The organism is Streptomyces sp. I05A-00742 (genome assembly GCF_013055795.1).
GTDB lineage: Bacteria > Actinomycetota > Actinomycetes > Streptomycetales > Streptomycetaceae > Streptomyces.
In genome coordinates, this window is record NZ_JABETO010000005.1 from 30,982 (window position 1) to 47,784 (window position 16,803).

The window sequence follows — 16,803 nt, forward strand, 5'->3', positions numbered from 1 at the left end:
CCCGCCCTTTCACCGTTTCTGCGGGGGGTGCCCCGCGCCCCCTTGAAACCGCGCTGCGCGCGGTTGTCCTCAAGCGCCGGACAGGCTGATTCAGCCTGTTGGGGGTGCCCCCTCTGGGGGAGTTTGAGGACAGCGCGCGCAGCGCGCTTCGGGGGTCCGGGGCCCTCCCCGGGAAACGGTGAAAGGGCGGGTCAGGGGCAAAGTCCCCCAACCACTACCCGAAGCTCTGGCTCCGCGAACCGTCACACCGCTGCAACCGCACCGGATCCTTCGCCGCCGCAAGCGTCAGGCACAGGTCCTGCGCCGCCACCGGCCGAATCGTCCCACCGGTACGGACGAACCGCTGATTGCCACCACCGTGGCAGTCCCAAAGCGTCACAGCAGCCCCCGCCGCATACTTCCCACCCGGCACATCGACACACCGGTCATGCGACAGAGCAGTCCGCAGCGAGCCCCGCTCCGCGTCGTACCACCACTCCTGGTTCCGACTCCCGGAGCAGTCCCAGCCGCCCACCGCGGTCCCGTTGCGGGAAGCCGCGCCGTACGCGTCGACGCACGTCCCGGTGGCGGCGTTCCGCAACGGCCGGTACGCCTCGTCCCAGGCGACCTTGCGCAGCTCGGGCGTCCCGGTGCTCGCGGGGTCGGCGCAGCCGGCCTCGCGGTAGCCGGAGGTGTAGAGCTGGGTGAGGCAGGCCGCGAAGGCGGCGTGGCCGCGGGCGTTGGGGTGGAAGGACTGGCGGACGGAGTTGGAGTCGGGCGGGAAGGGGTTGGAGAGGTCGACGTAGAGGCCGCGGGCCCAGGCGTTGTCGCTGCAGACCTCGTGGCCGTGGAAGAGGCGCGAGTTGTCGAGGTAGTACGCGCCGCTCGCGAGGGCGGCCCGCCGCATGCCGCGTTCGAAGGCGGGTACGGCGGTGTTGCGGCCCCAGCCGGCGTCGGAGGTGTAGCCGGCGCAGCCGCCCGGGAGCTTGCCGGGGAAGTCGGGGTTGTCCTCGAAGTCGGGGCCGATGGGGCTCGGGTAGCCCATGACGACGAGTTTGTAGTCGGCGTCGGCGTAGCCGGCGTCGCGCATGACCGTGCGCAGGTCGCGTACGGTCCGCTCGACCTTGGGCACCAGGCCGTCGACGCGGGCCTGCCAGCCGGGGGCGTACTTGGGTTCGCAGGTGCCCTGGAGGGTGAGGTAGCGGGTGACGCAGTCGGTCATGACGGGGCCGAACTGGAGGTCGTCGTTGGCGCCGGCGACGAGCAGGACCAGCTTGACGCGGGTGTTGCGGGCCTTGACCGCGAGGTTGTCGCTCTGTACGAGCTCGTCCGCGTACTGCTTGCCGCCGCCGATGCGGATGTTGGTGGTGTCGGCGCCGGAGCAGGCGACGTTGTAGGTGACGTCGGCGGGGATCGAGGTGCGGTGGATGGCGGCGTCGGGCGAGCGGTGGCACCAGTTGTCCGGGCCGTTGGTGCCCGGTTCGTAGGTTCCGATGCCCTCGCCGGATATCTCGCTGTCGCCCAGGGACAGCAGTGAGGTCTTGCGTTCGGTGAGCGGGCGTTCGGCGGAGTCGCCGTAGAGCCTCACCGCCTCGGCGGCCCGGATCTTCTCCAGCTCGGGAGTGAGCGGGGTCGAGGCGGTGGTGCGGGTCCCGGCGTGGGCGGTGGTGCCGGTGGCGGCGATTCCGGTCATGCCGCCGAGAACGGCAGCAAAGGCCGCGACGGATGCGAGTGAACAGCGCAGGGTGGGTCTGCGTGTCATGGAGCCTCCCCGATTTCTGTTGTTACTCGCGGTATTTACTGGCTGGTAGTGGCCTTCGGGAACACGGTGAACCGGCCAAACGCTGTACACGACAGGAGGTAAGTGACGATGACCGAGAGCGATCAGTACCGGATCGAGCACGACTCGATGGGTGAGGTGCGTGTCCCCGCCCATGCGAAGTGGCGGGCGCAGACCCAGCGGGCCGTGGAGAACTTCCCTGTCAGCGGGCAGCGGCTGGAGCGGGCGCACATCGAGGCCCTGGCCCGGATCAAGGCGGCCGCCGCCAAGGTCAACGCCGAGCTGGGAGTGGTCGACAAGGAGGTGGCGGAGGCGATCGCCGACGCCGCGGCCGAGGTCGCGGAGGGCCGCTGGGACGAGCACTTCCCGGTCGACGTCTTCCAGACCGGCTCGGGCACCTCGTCCAACATGAACACCAACGAGGTCATCGCCACCCTCGCCGGCGAGCGGCTGGGCCGGGACGTGCACCCCAACGACCACGTCAACGCCAGCCAGTCGTCCAACGACGTGTTCCCGTCCTCGATCCACATCGCCGCCACGGCCGCCGTCACCCGCGAGCTGATCCCGGCGCTGGAGCATCTGGCGGAGGCGCTGGAGCGGAAGGCCGAGGAGTTCGCCGAGGTCGTCAAGTCGGGCCGGACGCATCTGATGGACGCCACGCCGGTGACGCTCGGCCAGGAGTTCGGCGGGTACGCGGCGCAGGTCCGGTACGGCGTCGAGCGGCTGCGCTCGTCGCTGCCGCGGCTGGCCGAACTCCCGCTGGGCGGCACGGCGGTGGGCACCGGCATCAACACCCCGGCCGGCTTCTCCGCGGCGGTCATCGCCGAGGTCGCCCGGACGACCGGGCTGCCGCTGACCGAGGCCCGCGACCACTTCGAGGCACAGGGCGCGCGGGACGGGCTGGTGGAGACCAGTGGTCAGCTGCGGACCATCGCCGTCGGCCTCACCAAGATCGCGAACGATCTGCGCTGGATGTCCTCGGGCCCGCGCACGGGTCTGGCCGAGATCGGTCTTCCCGACCTCCAGCCCGGCTCCTCGATCATGCCGGGCAAGGTCAACCCGGTCGTCCCGGAGGCCGTGCTGATGGTGGCCGCCCAGGTCGTCGGCAACGACGCGACGGTGGCGACGGCGGGCGCCGCGGGCAACTTCGAGCTCAATGTGATGCTGCCGGTGATGGCCAGGAACCTGCTGGAGTCCGTCCGTCTGCTCGGCAATGTGTCCCGGCTGCTGGCCGACCGGACCATCGACGGCATCACGGCCAACGTCGAGCGGGCCCGGGAGTACGCCGAGTCGTCGCCCTCGGTGGTCACGCCGCTGAACCGGTACATCGGGTACGAGGAGGCGGCGAAGGTCGCGAAGAAGTCCCTCGCCGAGCGGAAGACGATCCGTCAGGTGGTGCTGGAGGAGGGGTACGTGGACCGCGGCCTGCTCACCATGGACCAGCTGGACGAGGCCCTGGACGTCCTGCGGATGACGCGCCCGTAACGGGAGTTGGTACCCGGCGCTCCTTCCCCGCCGATCACGCGGCCACCATTTCTCCGACGATTTCCCGCGTTCGCACAGGCCGGACGGGCCGTACGGCCCGTCCGGCCGACCCATACCGTCCGGACGGCCGGCCCCCGTGCGGTACACATCACGGCACGGGCCCGTCCCCTCCCCCTAAGATCTGCGCATGGCAGCGGAGACAGCGGACACCAGGACCCCCACCGGATCCGCGGGCGGATTCTGGGCCCCCGGCGACCAGATCCTCTGGCGCTACCGCGCCAACGCCGGTGACCACGTCCACATCTGCCGTCCCGTGACGGTCGTCCAGGACACCGCCGACCTGCTCGCCGTCTGGGTGGCGCCCGGGACGCCGTGCGTCCGGCCCGTGCTCACCGACGGCAGACCGCCGTACCAGGAGCCACTGGCGACCCGTTACACCACTCCGCGCACGACGAGCGTCGACGCCTGGTCGGGGACCGGGGTGCTCAAGCTGGCCCGGCCGGGCGATCCCTGGTCGGTCTGGCTCTTCTGGGATCTCGACTGGCGGTTCAGGAACTGGTACGTGAATCTTGAGGAACCGCTCGCGCGCTGGGCCGGCGGGGTCGACTCCGAGGACCACTTCCTGGACATCGCCGTGTATCCGGACCGCAGTTGGAAGTGGGAGGACGAGGACGAGTTCGCGCAGGCGCAGCGCGTGGGCCTGATGACAGCCGCCCGGGCCGAGGAGGTGCGGGCCGCCGGGCACGCGGCGGTCGAGCGGATCGAGGCCTGGGGCGCCCCGTTCGCCTCCGGCTGGGAGCGCTGGCGGCCCGACCCCGCCTGGCCGGTGCCGGCGCTTCCGGACGACTGGGGGCGCACTCCGGCGCCCCTAGGGGCGTGAAGAGCTTGCCGTCGCCCCGCGGGGCAACCGTAGGATCGTCCTCCGCGACATCGCGCATGCCGCCGCACGACAATCCCGCGGGCAGGACGACGAAAGTGACGCGGAGTCATACAGGAACGGGCACAGGAGGGCGGAGCCGTGAGCGGTGACCACAACCGGCGGGCCTATGACGGCTACGCCCTCGCGGGCCTGGACCGCAGCGGGCAGGCGGAGGCGTTCGACGCCATCGGCGACCGGTACGACGAGGCGTTCCCGCACAAGGAGGGCCAGCTGGCCTCCGGCGCCTGGCTCGCCGAGTCGCTGCCGCCCGGCTCCCGGATCCTCGACGTCGGCTGCGGCACCGGGCTGCCGACGGCCCGGCAGCTGGTGGAGGCCGGGCACGAGGTGGTGGGCATCGACCTGTCCGCCGGGATGCTCGACCTGGCCAGGGTCCACGTCCCGGGGGCGACGTTCCACGAGGCCGACCTGGCGGAGCTGCGGGACGGACGGCTGGGGACCTTCGACGGCGTCGCCGCCTTCTTCGCCCTGCTGATGCTCCCGCGCCCGGAGATCCCCCACGCGCTGCGGCTGTTGCACGAACTGCTGAGACCAGGGGGGCTGATGGCACTCTCGATGGTGGAGGCGGACGTGGATGACTATGCGATACCGTTCCTCGGTAACACGATTCGGGTATCGGGTTATCTGCGCGACGAGTTGCGGGAAGTCGTCCGCGAGGCGGGGTTCGAGATCACCGGGGAGAGCTCGCTGGCCTACGCCCCACTGAGTACGGACGTCCCGCCCGAGATCCAGCTCTTCCTCAATCTGCGACGCGCCGCCTGACCATGGTGCGCCCTGTGCGACCGGGCTTAACGCCCCGACGGATGGAACCCCACGCGTGACGGAGCAGACCGACTCCCACGGAGGACAGCGGAATGCCGCAGTCCGGCATACCCCCGCGCCGGCCACAGCGCCGCGCCCCCGACCAGCCGACGACCCCGACGACGGCCTGCCGCTGCCGCGCGGGGCGCGGCCGGTGCGTCCCGTCATGAGCGCTTCCGAGGCGCCCGACCCGCCCGGCGGGAGCCGGCCGGCCGCCGGCCCGCACACCGCCGCCGGCGGCGGGGAGCGGCTGCGCTTCGTCGGCGCGGCCACCCGCCGTATCGCCCGGGGCATCGACCTGGACGAGATCGTCCTGGGCCTGTGCCGGGCGACCGTGCCGACCTTCGCCGACGCGATCCTCGTCTATCTGCGCGACCCGCTGCCGGTGGGCGACGAACGGCCGGTCGGCCCCGTCGTGCTGCGGCTGCGCCGCACCGACCGGCTGCCCGAGTACGCGCGCGGCCTCGGCACCCCCGACACCGCCTGGCCCGCGGAGGGCACCGTCCCGCCGGACCCGTCCGCCACCCCGGAGGCCCCGGCGGACTCCCCCGGTCTCGGCCTGGAGCTGGCCGACGAGGCGGCCGAGCGCTGTGAGGTGCGCATAGGCGGGCCGCTCGCGGAGGTGCTGCGGGGTGTCCGGCCCGTCTTCGGGGACTCCTCAGCCGCGCGGGCGGCCCTGCCCGAACTGCTGGGCGAGGACCGGCACGTCCCGCAGCCGCGCCGGACCATCCTCGCGCCGCTGCGCGGCCGCCGCCGGGTGATAGGCGCGGCGGTGTTCATCCGCCGCCCCGACCGGGCCGCGTTCGAGAGCGACGACCTGCTGGTGGCCGCGCAGCTGGCCACGCACACCGCGCTCGGGGTCGACAAGGCCGTGCTCTACGGCCGCGAGGTCTACATCGCGGACGAGCTCCAGCGCACCATGCTCCCCGACTCCCTCCCGCAGCCCACCGGCGTCCGGCTCGCCAGCCGCTACCTCCCCGCCGCGGAGACCGCCCGGGTGGGCGGCGACTGGTACGACGCGATCCCGCTGCCCGGCAACCGCATCGCGCTGGTCGTCGGCGACGTGATGGGCCACTCCATGACGTCCGCCGCGATCATGGGCCAGCTGCGGACCACGGCCCAGACGCTGGCGGGCCTGGACCTGCCGCCGGCGGAGGTACTGCACCATCTGGACGAGCAGGCGCAGCGGCTGGGCTCGGACCGGATGGCGACCTGCCTCTACGCGGTCTACGACCCGGTCTCGCACCGCATCGTGATCGCCAACGCGGGCCACCCGCCGCCCATCATGCTGCACCGCGGCGGCCGCGCCGAGGTGCTGCGGGTGCCGCCGGGCGCGCCCATCGGCGTGGGCGGGGTGGACTTCGAGGCCGTGGAGCTGGACGCGCCCGCCGGGGCGACGCTGCTGCTCTACACCGACGGCCTGGTCGAGTCGCGCATCCGGGACGTGTGGACGGGCATAGAGCAGCTGCGCGAGCGGCTGATCGACACCGCCCGGCTGACCGGCCCGAACCCGCCGCCGCTGGAGCCGCTGTGCGACGAGGTGCTGGGCATGCTCGGCCCCGGCGACCGGGACGACGACATCGCCCTGCTGGCCGCACGCTTCGAGGGCATAGCGCCGAGCGACGTCGCGTACTGGTTCCTCGATCCGCGCCCCCAGACCGCCCGCCAGGCCCGCCGGCTGGCCCGCCGGGCGCTGGACCGCTGGGGTCTGCCGGAGCTCACGGACGCCGTGGAGCTGCTGGTCAGCGAGGTGATAACCAACGCCGTCCGGTACGCCGAGCGGCCGATCACCCTGCGGCTGCTGCGCACGGACGTGCTGCGCTGCGAGGTCGGCGACGATGTGCCGCAGCTGCCGCGGCTGCGCCAGGCCCGGCCGTCGGACGAGGGCGGGCGCGGCCTGTACCTGGTGAACAAGCTGGCCAGGCGGTGGGGCGCCACCCGGCTGAGCACCGGGAAGGTGGTGTGGTTCGAGCTCGGGCTGCCGCCGCACGGGCACTGACCGCGCGTTTCCGGTCAAGGTCCGGTGGGGCCCGCGGGCCGTGTTGCCGACATCCTGTCGGCGGGGTTGACTTGCTCGGTGCGGAGGGCGTCAGTGACGACGTCCTCCTTCGTCCGCGGCAGGAGGCGTCCTTCCATGACCGACTCGGCGCACAGCACCCCGTACACGACGAACAACGTGGGCATCCCGGTGGAGAGCGACGAACACTCGCTCACCATCGGTGACACCGGCCCCATCCTTCTCCAGGACCACTATCTGATCGAGAAGATGGCCCAGTTCAACCGGGAGCGTGTCCCGGAGCGGGTGGTCCATGCCAAGGGCGCCGGCGCCTACGGCACCTTCCGGGTGACCAACGACGTCACCCAGTTCACCAAGGCGGTGGTCTTCCAGCCGGGGCGGACCACCGAGACGCTGGTCCGGTTCTCCACGGTGGCGGGCGAGCAGGGCTCGCCGGACACCTGGCGGGACCCGCGCGGCTTCGCGGTGAAGTTCTACACCGAGCACGGCAACTACGACCTGGTCGGCAACAACACCCCGGTCTTCTTCGTCCGGGACCCGCAGAAGTTCCAGGACTTCATCCGCTCGCAGAAGCGCCGCCCCGACAACGGGCTGCGCGACAACGACATGCAGTGGGACTTCTGGACGCTGTCGCCCGAGTCCGCCCACATGGTCACCTGGCTGATGGGCGACCGCGGCGTCCCTCGGACCTGGCGGCACATGAACGGCTACGGGTCGCACACCTTCCTGTGGGTCAACGAGGGCGGCGAGAAGTTCTGGGTGAAGTACCACTTCCGGACGGACCAGGGCATCGAGTTCCTGACCCAGGAGGAGGCCGACCACCTCGCCGGCGAGGACCCGGACCGGCACCGCCGGGACCTGTGGAACGCGATCGACAACGGCGACGCCCCGTCGTGGACCCTGCGCGTCCAGGTGATGCCCTTCGAGGACGCCGCGGACTACCGCTTCAACCCCTTCGACCTCACCAAGGTGTGGCCGCACGGCGACTACCCGCTGATCGAGGTCGGGCGCCTCACCCTGGACCGGAACCCGGAGGACTTCTTCGTCCACATCGAGCAGGCGGCCTTCGAGCCGTCCAACCTGGTGCCGGGCATCGGCCCGTCCCCGGACAAGATGCTCCTCGGACGGCTCTTCTCCTACCCCGACACCCACCGCTACCGCATCGGCCCCAACTACGCCCAGCTGCCGCCCAACCGGCCGCGCTCCGGCGTGAACTCCTACGCCAAGGACGGCCCGATGCGGTACGAGCCGTCGCGCACGGCCCGCCCGTACGCCCCCAACTCCTACGGCGGGCCCGCGGCCGACACCGCGCGCTTCGGCGAGATCGCCGGCTGGCACGCCTCGGGCGAGATGGTGCGCGAGGCGTACCGGCTCCACCGCGAGGACGACGACTGGGGCCAGGCCGGCACCATGGTCCGCCAGGTCCTCGACGACGCGGCCCGCGACCGGCTGGTCGCCAATGTGTCGGGGCACCTGCTCAACGGGGTGAGCGAGCCCATCCTGGAACGGGCGCTCCAGTACTGGCGCAACATCGACAAGGCGATCGGTGACCGGATCGCGACTCAGGTGAACGGGGGCTGAGCCGCCCCCCGCCCCCGCACACGGCGACGGCCGCCGCGCTCCGGTGTGGAGCGGGGCGGCCGTCGGTCGTTCCGCGGTGCGGTGCGGCTACGGCAGGTGGAACCCGTCGTCGTCGCCCGGTCCTCCCGGACCACCGGGATCGCCCGGACCACCGGGACCGCCGGTGTCCGGCGGCGTCGGTTTTTTGGTGTTCGGCGTGGACGGCTTCGAGGGCTTCGTCGGCTTGGTCTCCTTGCCGGACGGCTTGCCCGGCTTGCTCGGCGTCTGCTTGGTCGCCGGCGGCGAGGACGGCGGACGCGTGGTCGACGGCGGCGGCGTCGTGGGCGCGGTGGTCACCGGCGGCGCGGAGCTGGGCGGCAGCGGGGCGGGCGCGGTGGCGGCGCCGTTCTCGGTGTCGAGGTCGAACTTGGCGGTGGGGTCGTCGCCGAGAGCCTTCGACATGTACGCGTTCCAGATCAGCGCCGGGTAGCCACTGCCGTTGACGCGGGGCTCTCCACCCGCGCCGTAGAGCGGCACGTGCTTGTTGCCGTCCTCGCCGTACACGGCGACAACGGTGGTCAGGTCCGGGGTGTAGGCCGCGAACCAGGCCGAGCGGTCCTCGTCGGAGGTACCGGTCTTGCCGGCCACCTCGTAGTTGTCGCTCCGGACGACCTTGCCCGTACCGTCCTTCTGCACCACGCTCTTCAGAATCGCCGTGACACCGTCCGCGGCGCCCCGGGAGATGGCGTCACCACCGATCGGGTTGTCCAGGTCGACGTCCTGGCCCTTCCAGGTGATCGACTTGATGATGCTGGGGGTGACCTTCTTGCCGTGATTGTTCAGCGTGGCGTAGGCCGCGGCCATATGGAGCGGGCTCTGTCCCATGGAGCCGAGGGCCATGGCGGGGTGGGCGCCGAAGTCAGGTGCGTCGTTGTTCATGCCGAGGTCGGTCGCGGTCTTCTTGACCTTGTCCAGCCCGACGTCCACGGCCATCTGCGCGAAGGCCGAGTTGATGGACTTCATCATGGACTCTTCCACGGTCTGCGGACCGTAGTTCACGTCGTCCTCATTCGGGGGCTTGTACCCGATGGGGCCGTTGGGACCCTGCACCTGACGCTCGCTGTCACCGTTGTAGACGGTGTTGGCGTTGATCGGCTTGCCGTCCTGGGTCTTCGACCCGTTCTCCAGCGCCGACGCGTAGATGAGGGGCTTGAAGGTCGAACCGGGCTGGAAATCCTCACGCGTGGCGTTGGATATCTGGTGGGTCCTCCACTCCTTGCCGCCGTACATCGCCACGATGTGACCGGTCTTGCGGTCCACCGACACGGCACCCGGCTGGACGTGCCCGTCGACCTTGCGGGCCTTCGGGTCCATCTTGTCCCAGAGCTGGGACTTGACCGACTTCTCCAGCTGTTCCTGCTTCTTGGGGTCGATGCTCAGGGTGATCGTGTATCCGCCCGCGGAGAGAGTCTTGCCCTGCTTCTTGAGGATCTCCTCGGCCTGAGCCTTGGCCAGCGTATAGAGGTAGCCGTTCTGGCCCTTGAGACCGGAGTCGAGCTTGGGCTGCCTCGGCATCGGGAACTTCATCGTCTGGCGCTTGCTCTTGTCGAGCCAGTTCTTCTCGACCATCTTGTCGAGGACGTAGTTCCAGCGCTGCGTGACCAGCTTCTTGCCGGTCTCCGACGCCGTCGCGTAGTCGTAGGAGCTGGGCGCCTGGAGCAGCGCGGCGAGGTAGGCGGACTCCTCGATGGTGAGCTTGTCCAGCTCCTTGTTGTAGTACGCGTGGGAGGCGGCCTGGACGCCGTAGGAGTTGCGGCCGAAGTAGCTCGTGTTGAGGTAGCCCGCGAGGATGTCCTCCTTGGACATCTTGTTCTTGAGCTTCAGCGAGATGATCAGCTCCGTCACCTTGCGGCTGACCGTCTGACGCTGGTCCAGGTAGTAGTTCTTGACGTACTGCTGGGTGATCGTCGAACCACCCTGCTTGCCCTCGCCCATCACGGTCTTGAGGATGCCGCGGGAGGTACCCATGAGGTCGACGCCCGAGTCGTCCCAGAAGTCCTTGTTCTCCGCCGCGACGACGGCGTTCTGGACGTTCTTCGGGATCTTCGAGAAGACGACTTCCTCGCGGTTGAACTCACCGTCCCGCTTGAGGACCTTGCCGTCGGGCAGCTTGTAGATCGTGGCCTGCGCCATGGCCGCGTGCTTGCCGTCCTTCGGCACGTCCACGTAGAGGTACAGCGCCACGAACGCGCCCACCCCCAGGGCGATCACCCCGAAGAAGTAGGCAAGCAGCTTCTTCCAGGTGAAAAAGCGGCGTATACCGGTCTTTTTGGGCTTCTTGCCCTTGGCGCTGCGGGCACTGCCCTTCTTCTGCGCCCGTCGTGCTTCGGCTCGACCCATCTCTCCCGTAGCTCCACTCTGTCCGCCCCCAACCAGCTCACGAAGCTAACACCGCGACTGTGACCAAAGGCCCATCGATCAAGGGTTTGGAGCACGTGACATATAGCACCCCGGCGGGCGGAACCGGGAGCGGCGCGATAGCGGCTCGATGCGGAAAACCGTACAGGGCGATAAAGTGATATCAGTTTGCTAGACACACCTTCCAGGGGGACAGCCATGCCCGAAGCACTCACCGACACCACCGTCAACGGCCCTGCCGGGGCGCCGAAGCCACCTGTGCGCGAGATGCCGGCCAAGGACATCGGCGGCGGTCTCGCCCTGCTCCTGGGGCTGCTGGGACTGCTGGCCGGCGTGGGGCTGGTCATTGTGGGCGCGGGACAAGGGGCGGACGGGAACAAGGGCGCCGCGGCCGGGCTCATCGTCTGCGGGGTGCTCGTCGGGCTCGGCTCGATCATCGCGATGTGCGGGCTGAACACCATCGCCCCCGGCGAGACCAAGGTCGTCCAGCTCTTCGGCCGCTACCGGGGCACGATCCGCACCGAGGGCCTGCGCTGGGTCAACCCGTTCACCAGCCGGGAGAAGGTCTCCACCCGGGTGCGCAACCACGAGACCGCCGTACTGAAGGTGAACGACGCGTACGGCAACCCGATCGAGCTGGCGGCGGTCGTCGTCTGGCAGGTCGAGGACACCGCGCAGGCGGTGTTCGCGGTGGAGGACTTCCAGGAGTTCGTCGCCGTCCAGACCGAGGCCGCCGTGCGGCACATCGCCATCGAGTACCCCTACGACGCCCATGACGAGACGGCCCTGTCACTGCGCGGCAACGCCGAGGAGATCACCGAGAAGCTGGCCGTCGAGCTGCACGCCCGGGTGAAGACGGCCGGCGTCCGCATCGTCGAGTCGCGGTTCACGCACCTCGCCTACGCGCCCGAGATCGCGTCCGCCATGCTCCAGCGGCAGCAGGCCGGTGCGGTGGTGGCCGCCCGGCAGATGATCGTCGAAGGCGCGGTGGGGATGGTCGAGCAGGCCCTCGCCCGCATCAACGAACAGGGCATCGTCGAGCTGGACGAGGAGCGGAAGGCGGCCATGGTGAGCAATCTGATGGTGGTGCTGTGCGGTGACCGGGCCGCGCAGCCCGTCCTCAACACCGGCACCCTGTACCAGTGACGGACGACCTTCCCCCGCAAGGACGGCCGCGGCAGCGCAAGCAGGTGCTGCTGCGGCTCGATCCCCTGGTCCACGACGCGCTCTCCCGCTGGGCCGCGGAGGAGCTGCGCAGCGCCAACGCGCAGATCGAGTTCCTGCTGCGCAAGGCGCTGGCCGACGCCGGACGGCTGCCCCGGAACGTCGGTGCGATCCGCCGGCCGGGGCGCCCGGCGGCGGACGGGGAGCAGCAGCCCGAGGAGCCGGACGCCTGACGTGGCGGACCCGCTGCGTTTCGGCCAGCTCTGCACCACGTCTATACACGGGGCGTATACACCTGGTGTACATTCGCCCGCATGTCGATCGGACACACCCTGCTCGGCCTCCTGGAGTCCGGCCCCCGGCACGGATACGACCTGAAGCGGGCCTTCGACGAGCACTTCGGTCACGACCGCCCCCTGCACTACGGCCAGGTGTACTCGACGATGTCGCGGCTGCTGAAGAACGGCCTTGTCGAGGTGGACGGCATTGAGCAGGGTGGCGGCCCGGACCGCAAGCGGTACGCCATCACCGAGGCCGGCGTCACCGATGTCGCGCGGTGGCTCGCCCGGTCCGAGAAGCCGGAGCCGTACCTCCAGTCGACCCTCTACACCAAGGTCGTCCTCGCCCTGCTGACCGGGCGCAGCGCGGGCCGGCTGCTCGACGCCCAGCGGTCGGAGCACCTGCGGATGATGCGCGGGCTGACCGAGCGGAAGCGCTCGGGCGACCTGGCCGACCAGCTCATCTGCGACCACGCGCTGTTCCATCTGGAAGCCGATCTTCGGTGGCTGGAACTGACCGCCGCGCGGCTGGACCAGCTGGCCAGGGCGGTGGGCGCTTGATATCCGCCGGCTCCCTGCTGAGCGCCGTCGGCCTGCTCAAGTCCTACGGCCCGACGCGCGCCCTCGACGGTGCGGACTTCTCCGTCCACCCCGGCGAGGTCGTCGCCGTCATGGGCCCTTCCGGCTCGGGCAGGTCCACGCTGCTGCACTGCCTGGCCGGGATCGTGCGGCCGGACGAGGGCGTCGTGACGTACGACGGCCACCGGCTGACGGACCTGCCGGACGCCGAGCGCAGCGCCCTGCGGCGCGGGGAGTTCGGCTTCGTCTTCCAGTTCGGCCGGCTGGTGCCGGAGCTGACCTGCCTGGAGAACACGGCCCTGCCGCTGCGGCTGGCCGGCCTGCGGCGCAAGGAGGCGGAAGCCCGCGCCCTGCGGTGGATGGAGCGGCTGGACGTCGCGGACGCCCGCCGCAAGCGCCCCGGCGAGGTGTCCGGCGGCCAGGGGCAGCGCGTCGCCATCGCCCGCGCCCTGGTCACCACACCGCGAGTGATCTTCGCCGACGAACCGACCGGCGCCCTCGACTCCCTCAACGGCGAGCGGGTGATGGAGCTGTTCACCGAGGCCGCCCGGGAGACCCGCGCGGCCGTCGTCCTGGTCACCCACGAGGTGCGGGTCGCCGCCTACTCCGACCGCGAAGTGGTCGTCCGGGACGGCACCGTGCGGGACATGGCGGGCGCTCTGTGACGGAGAGCGGCGCCGCGCGCGGCTCCCGGACCCTCTCCCGCTGGCCGCGCGAGCTCTGCATGGGCGCCCGGTACGCGGGCGCCGGCGGCCGTGAGGGCCTGCTGCGGACCGCGCTCACGGCGGTGGGTATCGGGCTGGGGGTGGCCCTGCTGCTGATCACGGCCTCGATCCCCTCGATGCTGTCCGCGCGGGAGGCCCGGCTGGACGACCGCGCGGTCGCCACCACCGGCGAGTTCCGCGATCACCGGGTCCATGGTGTCCCGCGCAGCCCGGACACCCTGCTCTACCTGGAGACCGGCACCGACTTCCGCGACAAGCCCGTCACCGGCGGGCTGCTGCGCCCGGACGGCCCGGACGCCCCGCGCCCGCCCGGCGTGGACAGGATGCCGGGGACCGGCGAGATGGTGGTCTCCCCCGCGCTCGACGCGCTGCTGTCGTCGGACCGGGGGGCGCTGCTACGTGAACGGTTCACTGAGTACCGCAAGATCGGCACCATCGGTGACCGGGGACTCGTCGGCCCCTGCGAGCTCTTCTACTACGCGGGCGACGACCGCATCGACGAGGCGATGGCGCCCTGCGCATCGACGGGTTCGGCTACGACGGGCCCGACGTCCCGGTCGACCCCGTGATCGTCATTCTCACCGTCCTGGCGTGTGTCGTGCTGCTGACGCCGGTCGCCGTCTTCATCGCGACCTCCGTCCGTTTCGGGGGCGCCGGACGCGACCGCAGGCTCGCCGCGCTGCGGCTGCTGGGCGCGGACCTGGGGACGGTCCGCCGGATCGCGGCGGGCGAGGCGCTGGCCGGCTCGGTGCTCGGGCTGGGTTTCGGAGCGGTCGTCTTCCTGTGGCTGTGGGAGTACGCGCGGTACGTCACCCTCCTCGACATCAACCTCTTCCCGTCCGACGTCGTCCCCGCGCCCTGGATCCTGGCGCTGACCGTCCTCGCCGTGCCGGTCTGCTCGGTGGCGGTCGCCCTGTTCGCGCTGCGCGGCGTCATCGTCGAGCCGCTGGGGGGCGTCCGCGACACCGCGCCCCGGCGGCGCCGGCTCTGGTGGCGCCTGCTGCTGCCGGCGCTGGGCGCCGCGCTTCTCACCCCGTTCTTCGCCGGGGTCGCCGGGCGTCTGCCGGCCACACCGCCCGGCGTCTGGCAGGTGGCGATGGGCGCGACCCTGTTGCTGATCGGGGTGGCGGCCCTGCTGCCCTGGGCGGTCGAGGTGGCCGTCGCCCGTATCCACGGCGGCCCGCCGGCCTGGCAACTGGCCGTCCGGCGGCTCCAGTTGAACAGCGGCCCGGCACCCCGCGCGGTCAGCGGCATCACCGTCGCGGTGGCCGGGGCGATCGCCCTGCAGACCGTCTTCACCGGCGTGCAGGGCCGCTTCGAGAGCCCTCCCGTCGCCCTCCCCACCCACTCGCAGCTCGAGGGCTCGTACCCGCTCGCCCCGTCCGAGCGCGTGCGCGACTGGGCCGACCGGCTCCGGGCCACCAAGGGCGTGCGGGCCGCCACCGGTTACGTGGACCGCTACATCGAGAAGGACGACGAACCCGGCGCCGTGAGCTCCGTCGTCATCGGAGACTGCGCCACCCTGGCCCGGCTGGCCGACATCGGCTCCTGCCGGGACGGCGACGTCTTCCTCGGCCGGTCCGAGGAGCGCTCGCACACCGAGGCGTTCCGGCCCGGCTCCAAGGTGGCCGTGACCCCGTACGGCGGGAACCCGGCCCACGCGTTCCGGTGGACCGTCCCCGGGTCCGCGCGCGAGGTCCGCACCCGGCCCGGCCCGACGGACGACTGCCCCGACGGCGTTCTGGCCACCCCGGCGGCCCTTGACGCGTCGGCCCTGCCCGACGTCAGGACCCGGCTGTTCGTCAGGACCGACCCGGACGACCCGGACGCCATCGAACGGGTCCGGAACACCGCGGCCGGCTTCGGTCCGGGCGGCGGGATCCGGCGCCTGGGCGGGGTGGTGAAGGACGACAACTTCGCGCTGCTCCAGCGCGGCCTGGCCCTCGCCGCGGCGGGCATGCTGGCCCTGGTCGGCGCGGGCATGCTCGTCAGCACGCTGGAACAGCTCCGCGAACGCCGGCGCCTGCTGGCCTCCCTCGCGGCGGTCGGCGTCCCGCGCCGCACCCTCGTCCGGTCGGTGCTGTGGCAGACGGCGATCCCGGTGCTGCTGGGCATGGCCGCGGCGGTCGGCACCGGCCTCGGCCTCGGCTGGGCGATCCTGCGGCTGAACGGCGGACGGGTCGCCGACCGGTGGGTCTTCTGGCCGGTGACCTGCGCGGGCATGAGCCTCATCGGCCTCGTCACCCTCGCCGCCCTGCCGGCGCTGCTGCGGATGGCCCGGCCGGACGGGCTGCGGACCGAGTGACCGCCCTCCGGGTGCCCGGCCTCTCCTACCACACGGACCGGGGAGGAACCGGGCTCTCGGGCGTGCCCGAACCCACGTACGAGTGAACATCCACGCACAGGGCGCTACGAGCACCCCCGGCCTACGATGATGGTCTCGACACCGGCCGCCAGGAGGCACATGATGTCCGCCGCAGCAATCGAGCGCCCCTGCGATCGCGACGAGCCGACCCTGCTTGAGCAGGCCGAGCAACTCGCGGAACGGAATCCCGGCCACCGAGTCGAGATCCTGGGGGGACAGATCACCGTGACACCGCCGCCCGACATGCGCCACGCGCACTCCCTGACCAGCCTCACCTTCGACTTCCATGCCGCGGAAACCGAAGAGACGATGGTGGTTCAAGGTGCGGGCATCTGGCTCCCCGATGGTCCTTCGGACTACGCCATTCCCGACTTGGCCGTTGTCGACGCCGACGCGGACGAGCACGCCATCGAGTCGACCTACTACGATCCGGCCGTCTTCCGCCTGGTCCTCGAAGTCACCTCGACCAACTACGCCCAGGACGTGCGGACCAAGGTCGCCGCCTACGCGATCGCCAAGATCCCGGTCTACGTCATCGTCGACCGGAAGAAGCAGCGCCTGCACGTCCTCACGGACCCCTTCGCCAACGAGTACCGCAACCACCGCATCTACGCGCCCGGTGAGCGTGCCGTGCTCCCGGAATCCATTGGCGCGACGATCGAACTCGACGTCGACGGCCTTCTCAAGAAGGCCGGTCGCCGCGGCTGACCGCCGC

Annotated in this window: 14 protein-coding genes; 12 read left to right on the forward strand and 2 right to left on the reverse strand. The window is 71.2% G+C overall.

The window, feature by feature from the left end; genetic code table 11:
- Window positions 1-214: 214 nt before the first annotated feature.
- Window positions 215-1,741 (reverse strand): ricin-type beta-trefoil lectin domain protein, encoded by a 1,527-nt coding sequence (locus HN013_RS06325; RefSeq protein ID WP_171163884.1) that lies wholly within the window; start codon window positions 1,739-1,741, stop codon window positions 215-217.
- A gap of 108 nt (window positions 1,742-1,849) precedes the next feature.
- Here HN013_RS06325 and HN013_RS06330 point away from each other — a divergent pair, with 108 nt between their 5' ends.
- The 5 genes from HN013_RS06330 to HN013_RS06350 all read left to right on the forward strand — a co-directional run bounded on the left by HN013_RS06330 (window position 1,850) and on the right by HN013_RS06350 (window position 8,580).
- On the forward strand, window positions 1,850-3,244 hold the full coding sequence (locus tag HN013_RS06330) for an aspartate ammonia-lyase (RefSeq protein ID WP_171163886.1): 1,395 nt from the start codon (window positions 1,850-1,852) through the stop codon (window positions 3,242-3,244).
- Window positions 3,245-3,431: 187 nt separating this feature from the next.
- A complete protein-coding gene (locus HN013_RS06335; RefSeq protein ID WP_171163888.1) occupies window positions 3,432-4,124 on the forward strand; it encodes a DUF402 domain-containing protein in 693 nt (230 codons plus the stop codon).
- A 138-nt stretch (window positions 4,125-4,262) separates the two neighbouring features.
- Window positions 4,263-4,943: a class I SAM-dependent methyltransferase gene (locus tag HN013_RS06340; RefSeq protein ID WP_171163890.1), complete on the forward strand. Its 681-nt coding sequence runs from the start codon at window positions 4,263-4,265 to the stop codon at window positions 4,941-4,943.
- A 55-nt stretch (window positions 4,944-4,998) separates the two neighbouring features.
- Complete coding sequence (locus tag HN013_RS06345) at window positions 4,999-6,981, forward strand: SpoIIE family protein phosphatase (RefSeq protein ID WP_398978613.1); 1,983 nt, start codon at window positions 4,999-5,001, stop codon at window positions 6,979-6,981.
- Window positions 6,982-7,116: 135 nt separating this feature from the next.
- Window positions 7,117-8,580 carry a catalase gene (locus HN013_RS06350; RefSeq protein WP_171163892.1) on the forward strand — a complete coding sequence of 488 codons (1,464 nt, stop codon included), beginning with the start codon at window positions 7,117-7,119 and terminating at the stop codon, window positions 8,578-8,580.
- 87 nt (window positions 8,581-8,667) lie between these two features.
- Here the strand turns inward: HN013_RS06350 and HN013_RS06355 are convergent, their stop codons facing one another.
- Window positions 8,668-10,959, reverse strand: a complete 2,292-nt coding sequence (locus tag HN013_RS06355; RefSeq protein ID WP_171163894.1) for a transglycosylase domain-containing protein — start codon at window positions 10,957-10,959, stop codon at window positions 8,668-8,670.
- Window positions 10,960-11,175: 216 nt separating this feature from the next.
- On the opposite strand from HN013_RS06355, the gene HN013_RS06360 reads away from it, so the two are divergent.
- The 7 genes from HN013_RS06360 (at window position 11,176) to HN013_RS06385 (ending at window position 16,796) form a co-directional block, all read left to right on the forward strand.
- Window positions 11,176-12,123 carry an SPFH domain-containing protein gene (locus HN013_RS06360; RefSeq protein WP_171163896.1) on the forward strand — a complete coding sequence of 316 codons (948 nt, stop codon included), beginning with the start codon at window positions 11,176-11,178 and terminating at the stop codon, window positions 12,121-12,123.
- Window positions 12,120-12,374, forward strand: a complete 255-nt coding sequence (locus tag HN013_RS06365) for a hypothetical protein (protein ID WP_171163898.1) — start codon at window positions 12,120-12,122, stop codon at window positions 12,372-12,374. Before HN013_RS06360 ends, HN013_RS06365 begins: the two co-directional genes overlap by 4 nt.
- An 81-nt stretch (window positions 12,375-12,455) precedes the next feature.
- A complete protein-coding gene (locus HN013_RS06370) occupies window positions 12,456-12,980 on the forward strand; it encodes a PadR family transcriptional regulator (protein ID WP_171163900.1) in 525 nt (174 codons plus the stop codon).
- Window positions 12,977-13,663 (forward strand): ABC transporter ATP-binding protein, encoded by a 687-nt coding sequence (locus HN013_RS06375; protein WP_171163902.1) that lies wholly within the window; start codon window positions 12,977-12,979, stop codon window positions 13,661-13,663. The genes HN013_RS06370 and HN013_RS06375 overlap by 4 nt, the downstream gene beginning before the upstream one ends.
- Window positions 13,660-14,292 carry a hypothetical protein gene (locus HN013_RS32780; RefSeq protein ID WP_249374793.1) on the forward strand — a complete coding sequence of 211 codons (633 nt, stop codon included), beginning with the start codon at window positions 13,660-13,662 and terminating at the stop codon, window positions 14,290-14,292. Before HN013_RS06375 ends, HN013_RS32780 begins: the two co-directional genes overlap by 4 nt.
- Complete coding sequence (locus tag HN013_RS06380; protein ID WP_249374794.1) at window positions 14,289-16,028, forward strand: FtsX-like permease family protein; 1,740 nt, start codon at window positions 14,289-14,291, stop codon at window positions 16,026-16,028. The genes HN013_RS32780 and HN013_RS06380 overlap by 4 nt, the downstream gene beginning before the upstream one ends.
- 162 nt (window positions 16,029-16,190) lie before the next feature.
- Complete coding sequence (locus tag HN013_RS06385; RefSeq protein ID WP_171163903.1) at window positions 16,191-16,796, forward strand: Uma2 family endonuclease; 606 nt, start codon at window positions 16,191-16,193, stop codon at window positions 16,794-16,796.
- Window positions 16,797-16,803: the final 7 nt, after the last annotated feature.

Excerpts from the sequence above, each read along its gene's own strand:
- HN013_RS06355 (WP_171163894.1), bottom strand. The coding sequence starts at position 10,959 with ATGGGTCGAGCCGAAGCACGACGGGCGCAGAAGAAGGGCAGTGCCCGC.
- HN013_RS06360 (WP_171163896.1), top strand. The coding sequence starts at position 11,176 with ATGCCCGAAGCACTCACCGACACCACCGTCAACGGCCCTGCCGGGGCG.
- HN013_RS06385 (WP_171163903.1), top strand. The coding sequence starts at position 16,191 with ATGTCCGCCGCAGCAATCGAGCGCCCCTGCGATCGCGACGAGCCGACC.
- HN013_RS06335 (WP_171163888.1), top strand. The coding sequence starts at position 3,432 with ATGGCAGCGGAGACAGCGGACACCAGGACCCCCACCGGATCCGCGGGC.
- HN013_RS06330 (WP_171163886.1), top strand. The coding sequence starts at position 1,850 with ATGACCGAGAGCGATCAGTACCGGATCGAGCACGACTCGATGGGTGAG.
- HN013_RS06370 (WP_171163900.1), top strand. The coding sequence starts at position 12,456 with ATGTCGATCGGACACACCCTGCTCGGCCTCCTGGAGTCCGGCCCCCGG.
- HN013_RS06325 (WP_171163884.1), bottom strand. The coding sequence starts at position 1,741 with ATGACACGCAGACCCACCCTGCGCTGTTCACTCGCATCCGTCGCGGCC.
- HN013_RS06350 (WP_171163892.1), top strand. The coding sequence starts at position 7,117 with ATGACCGACTCGGCGCACAGCACCCCGTACACGACGAACAACGTGGGC.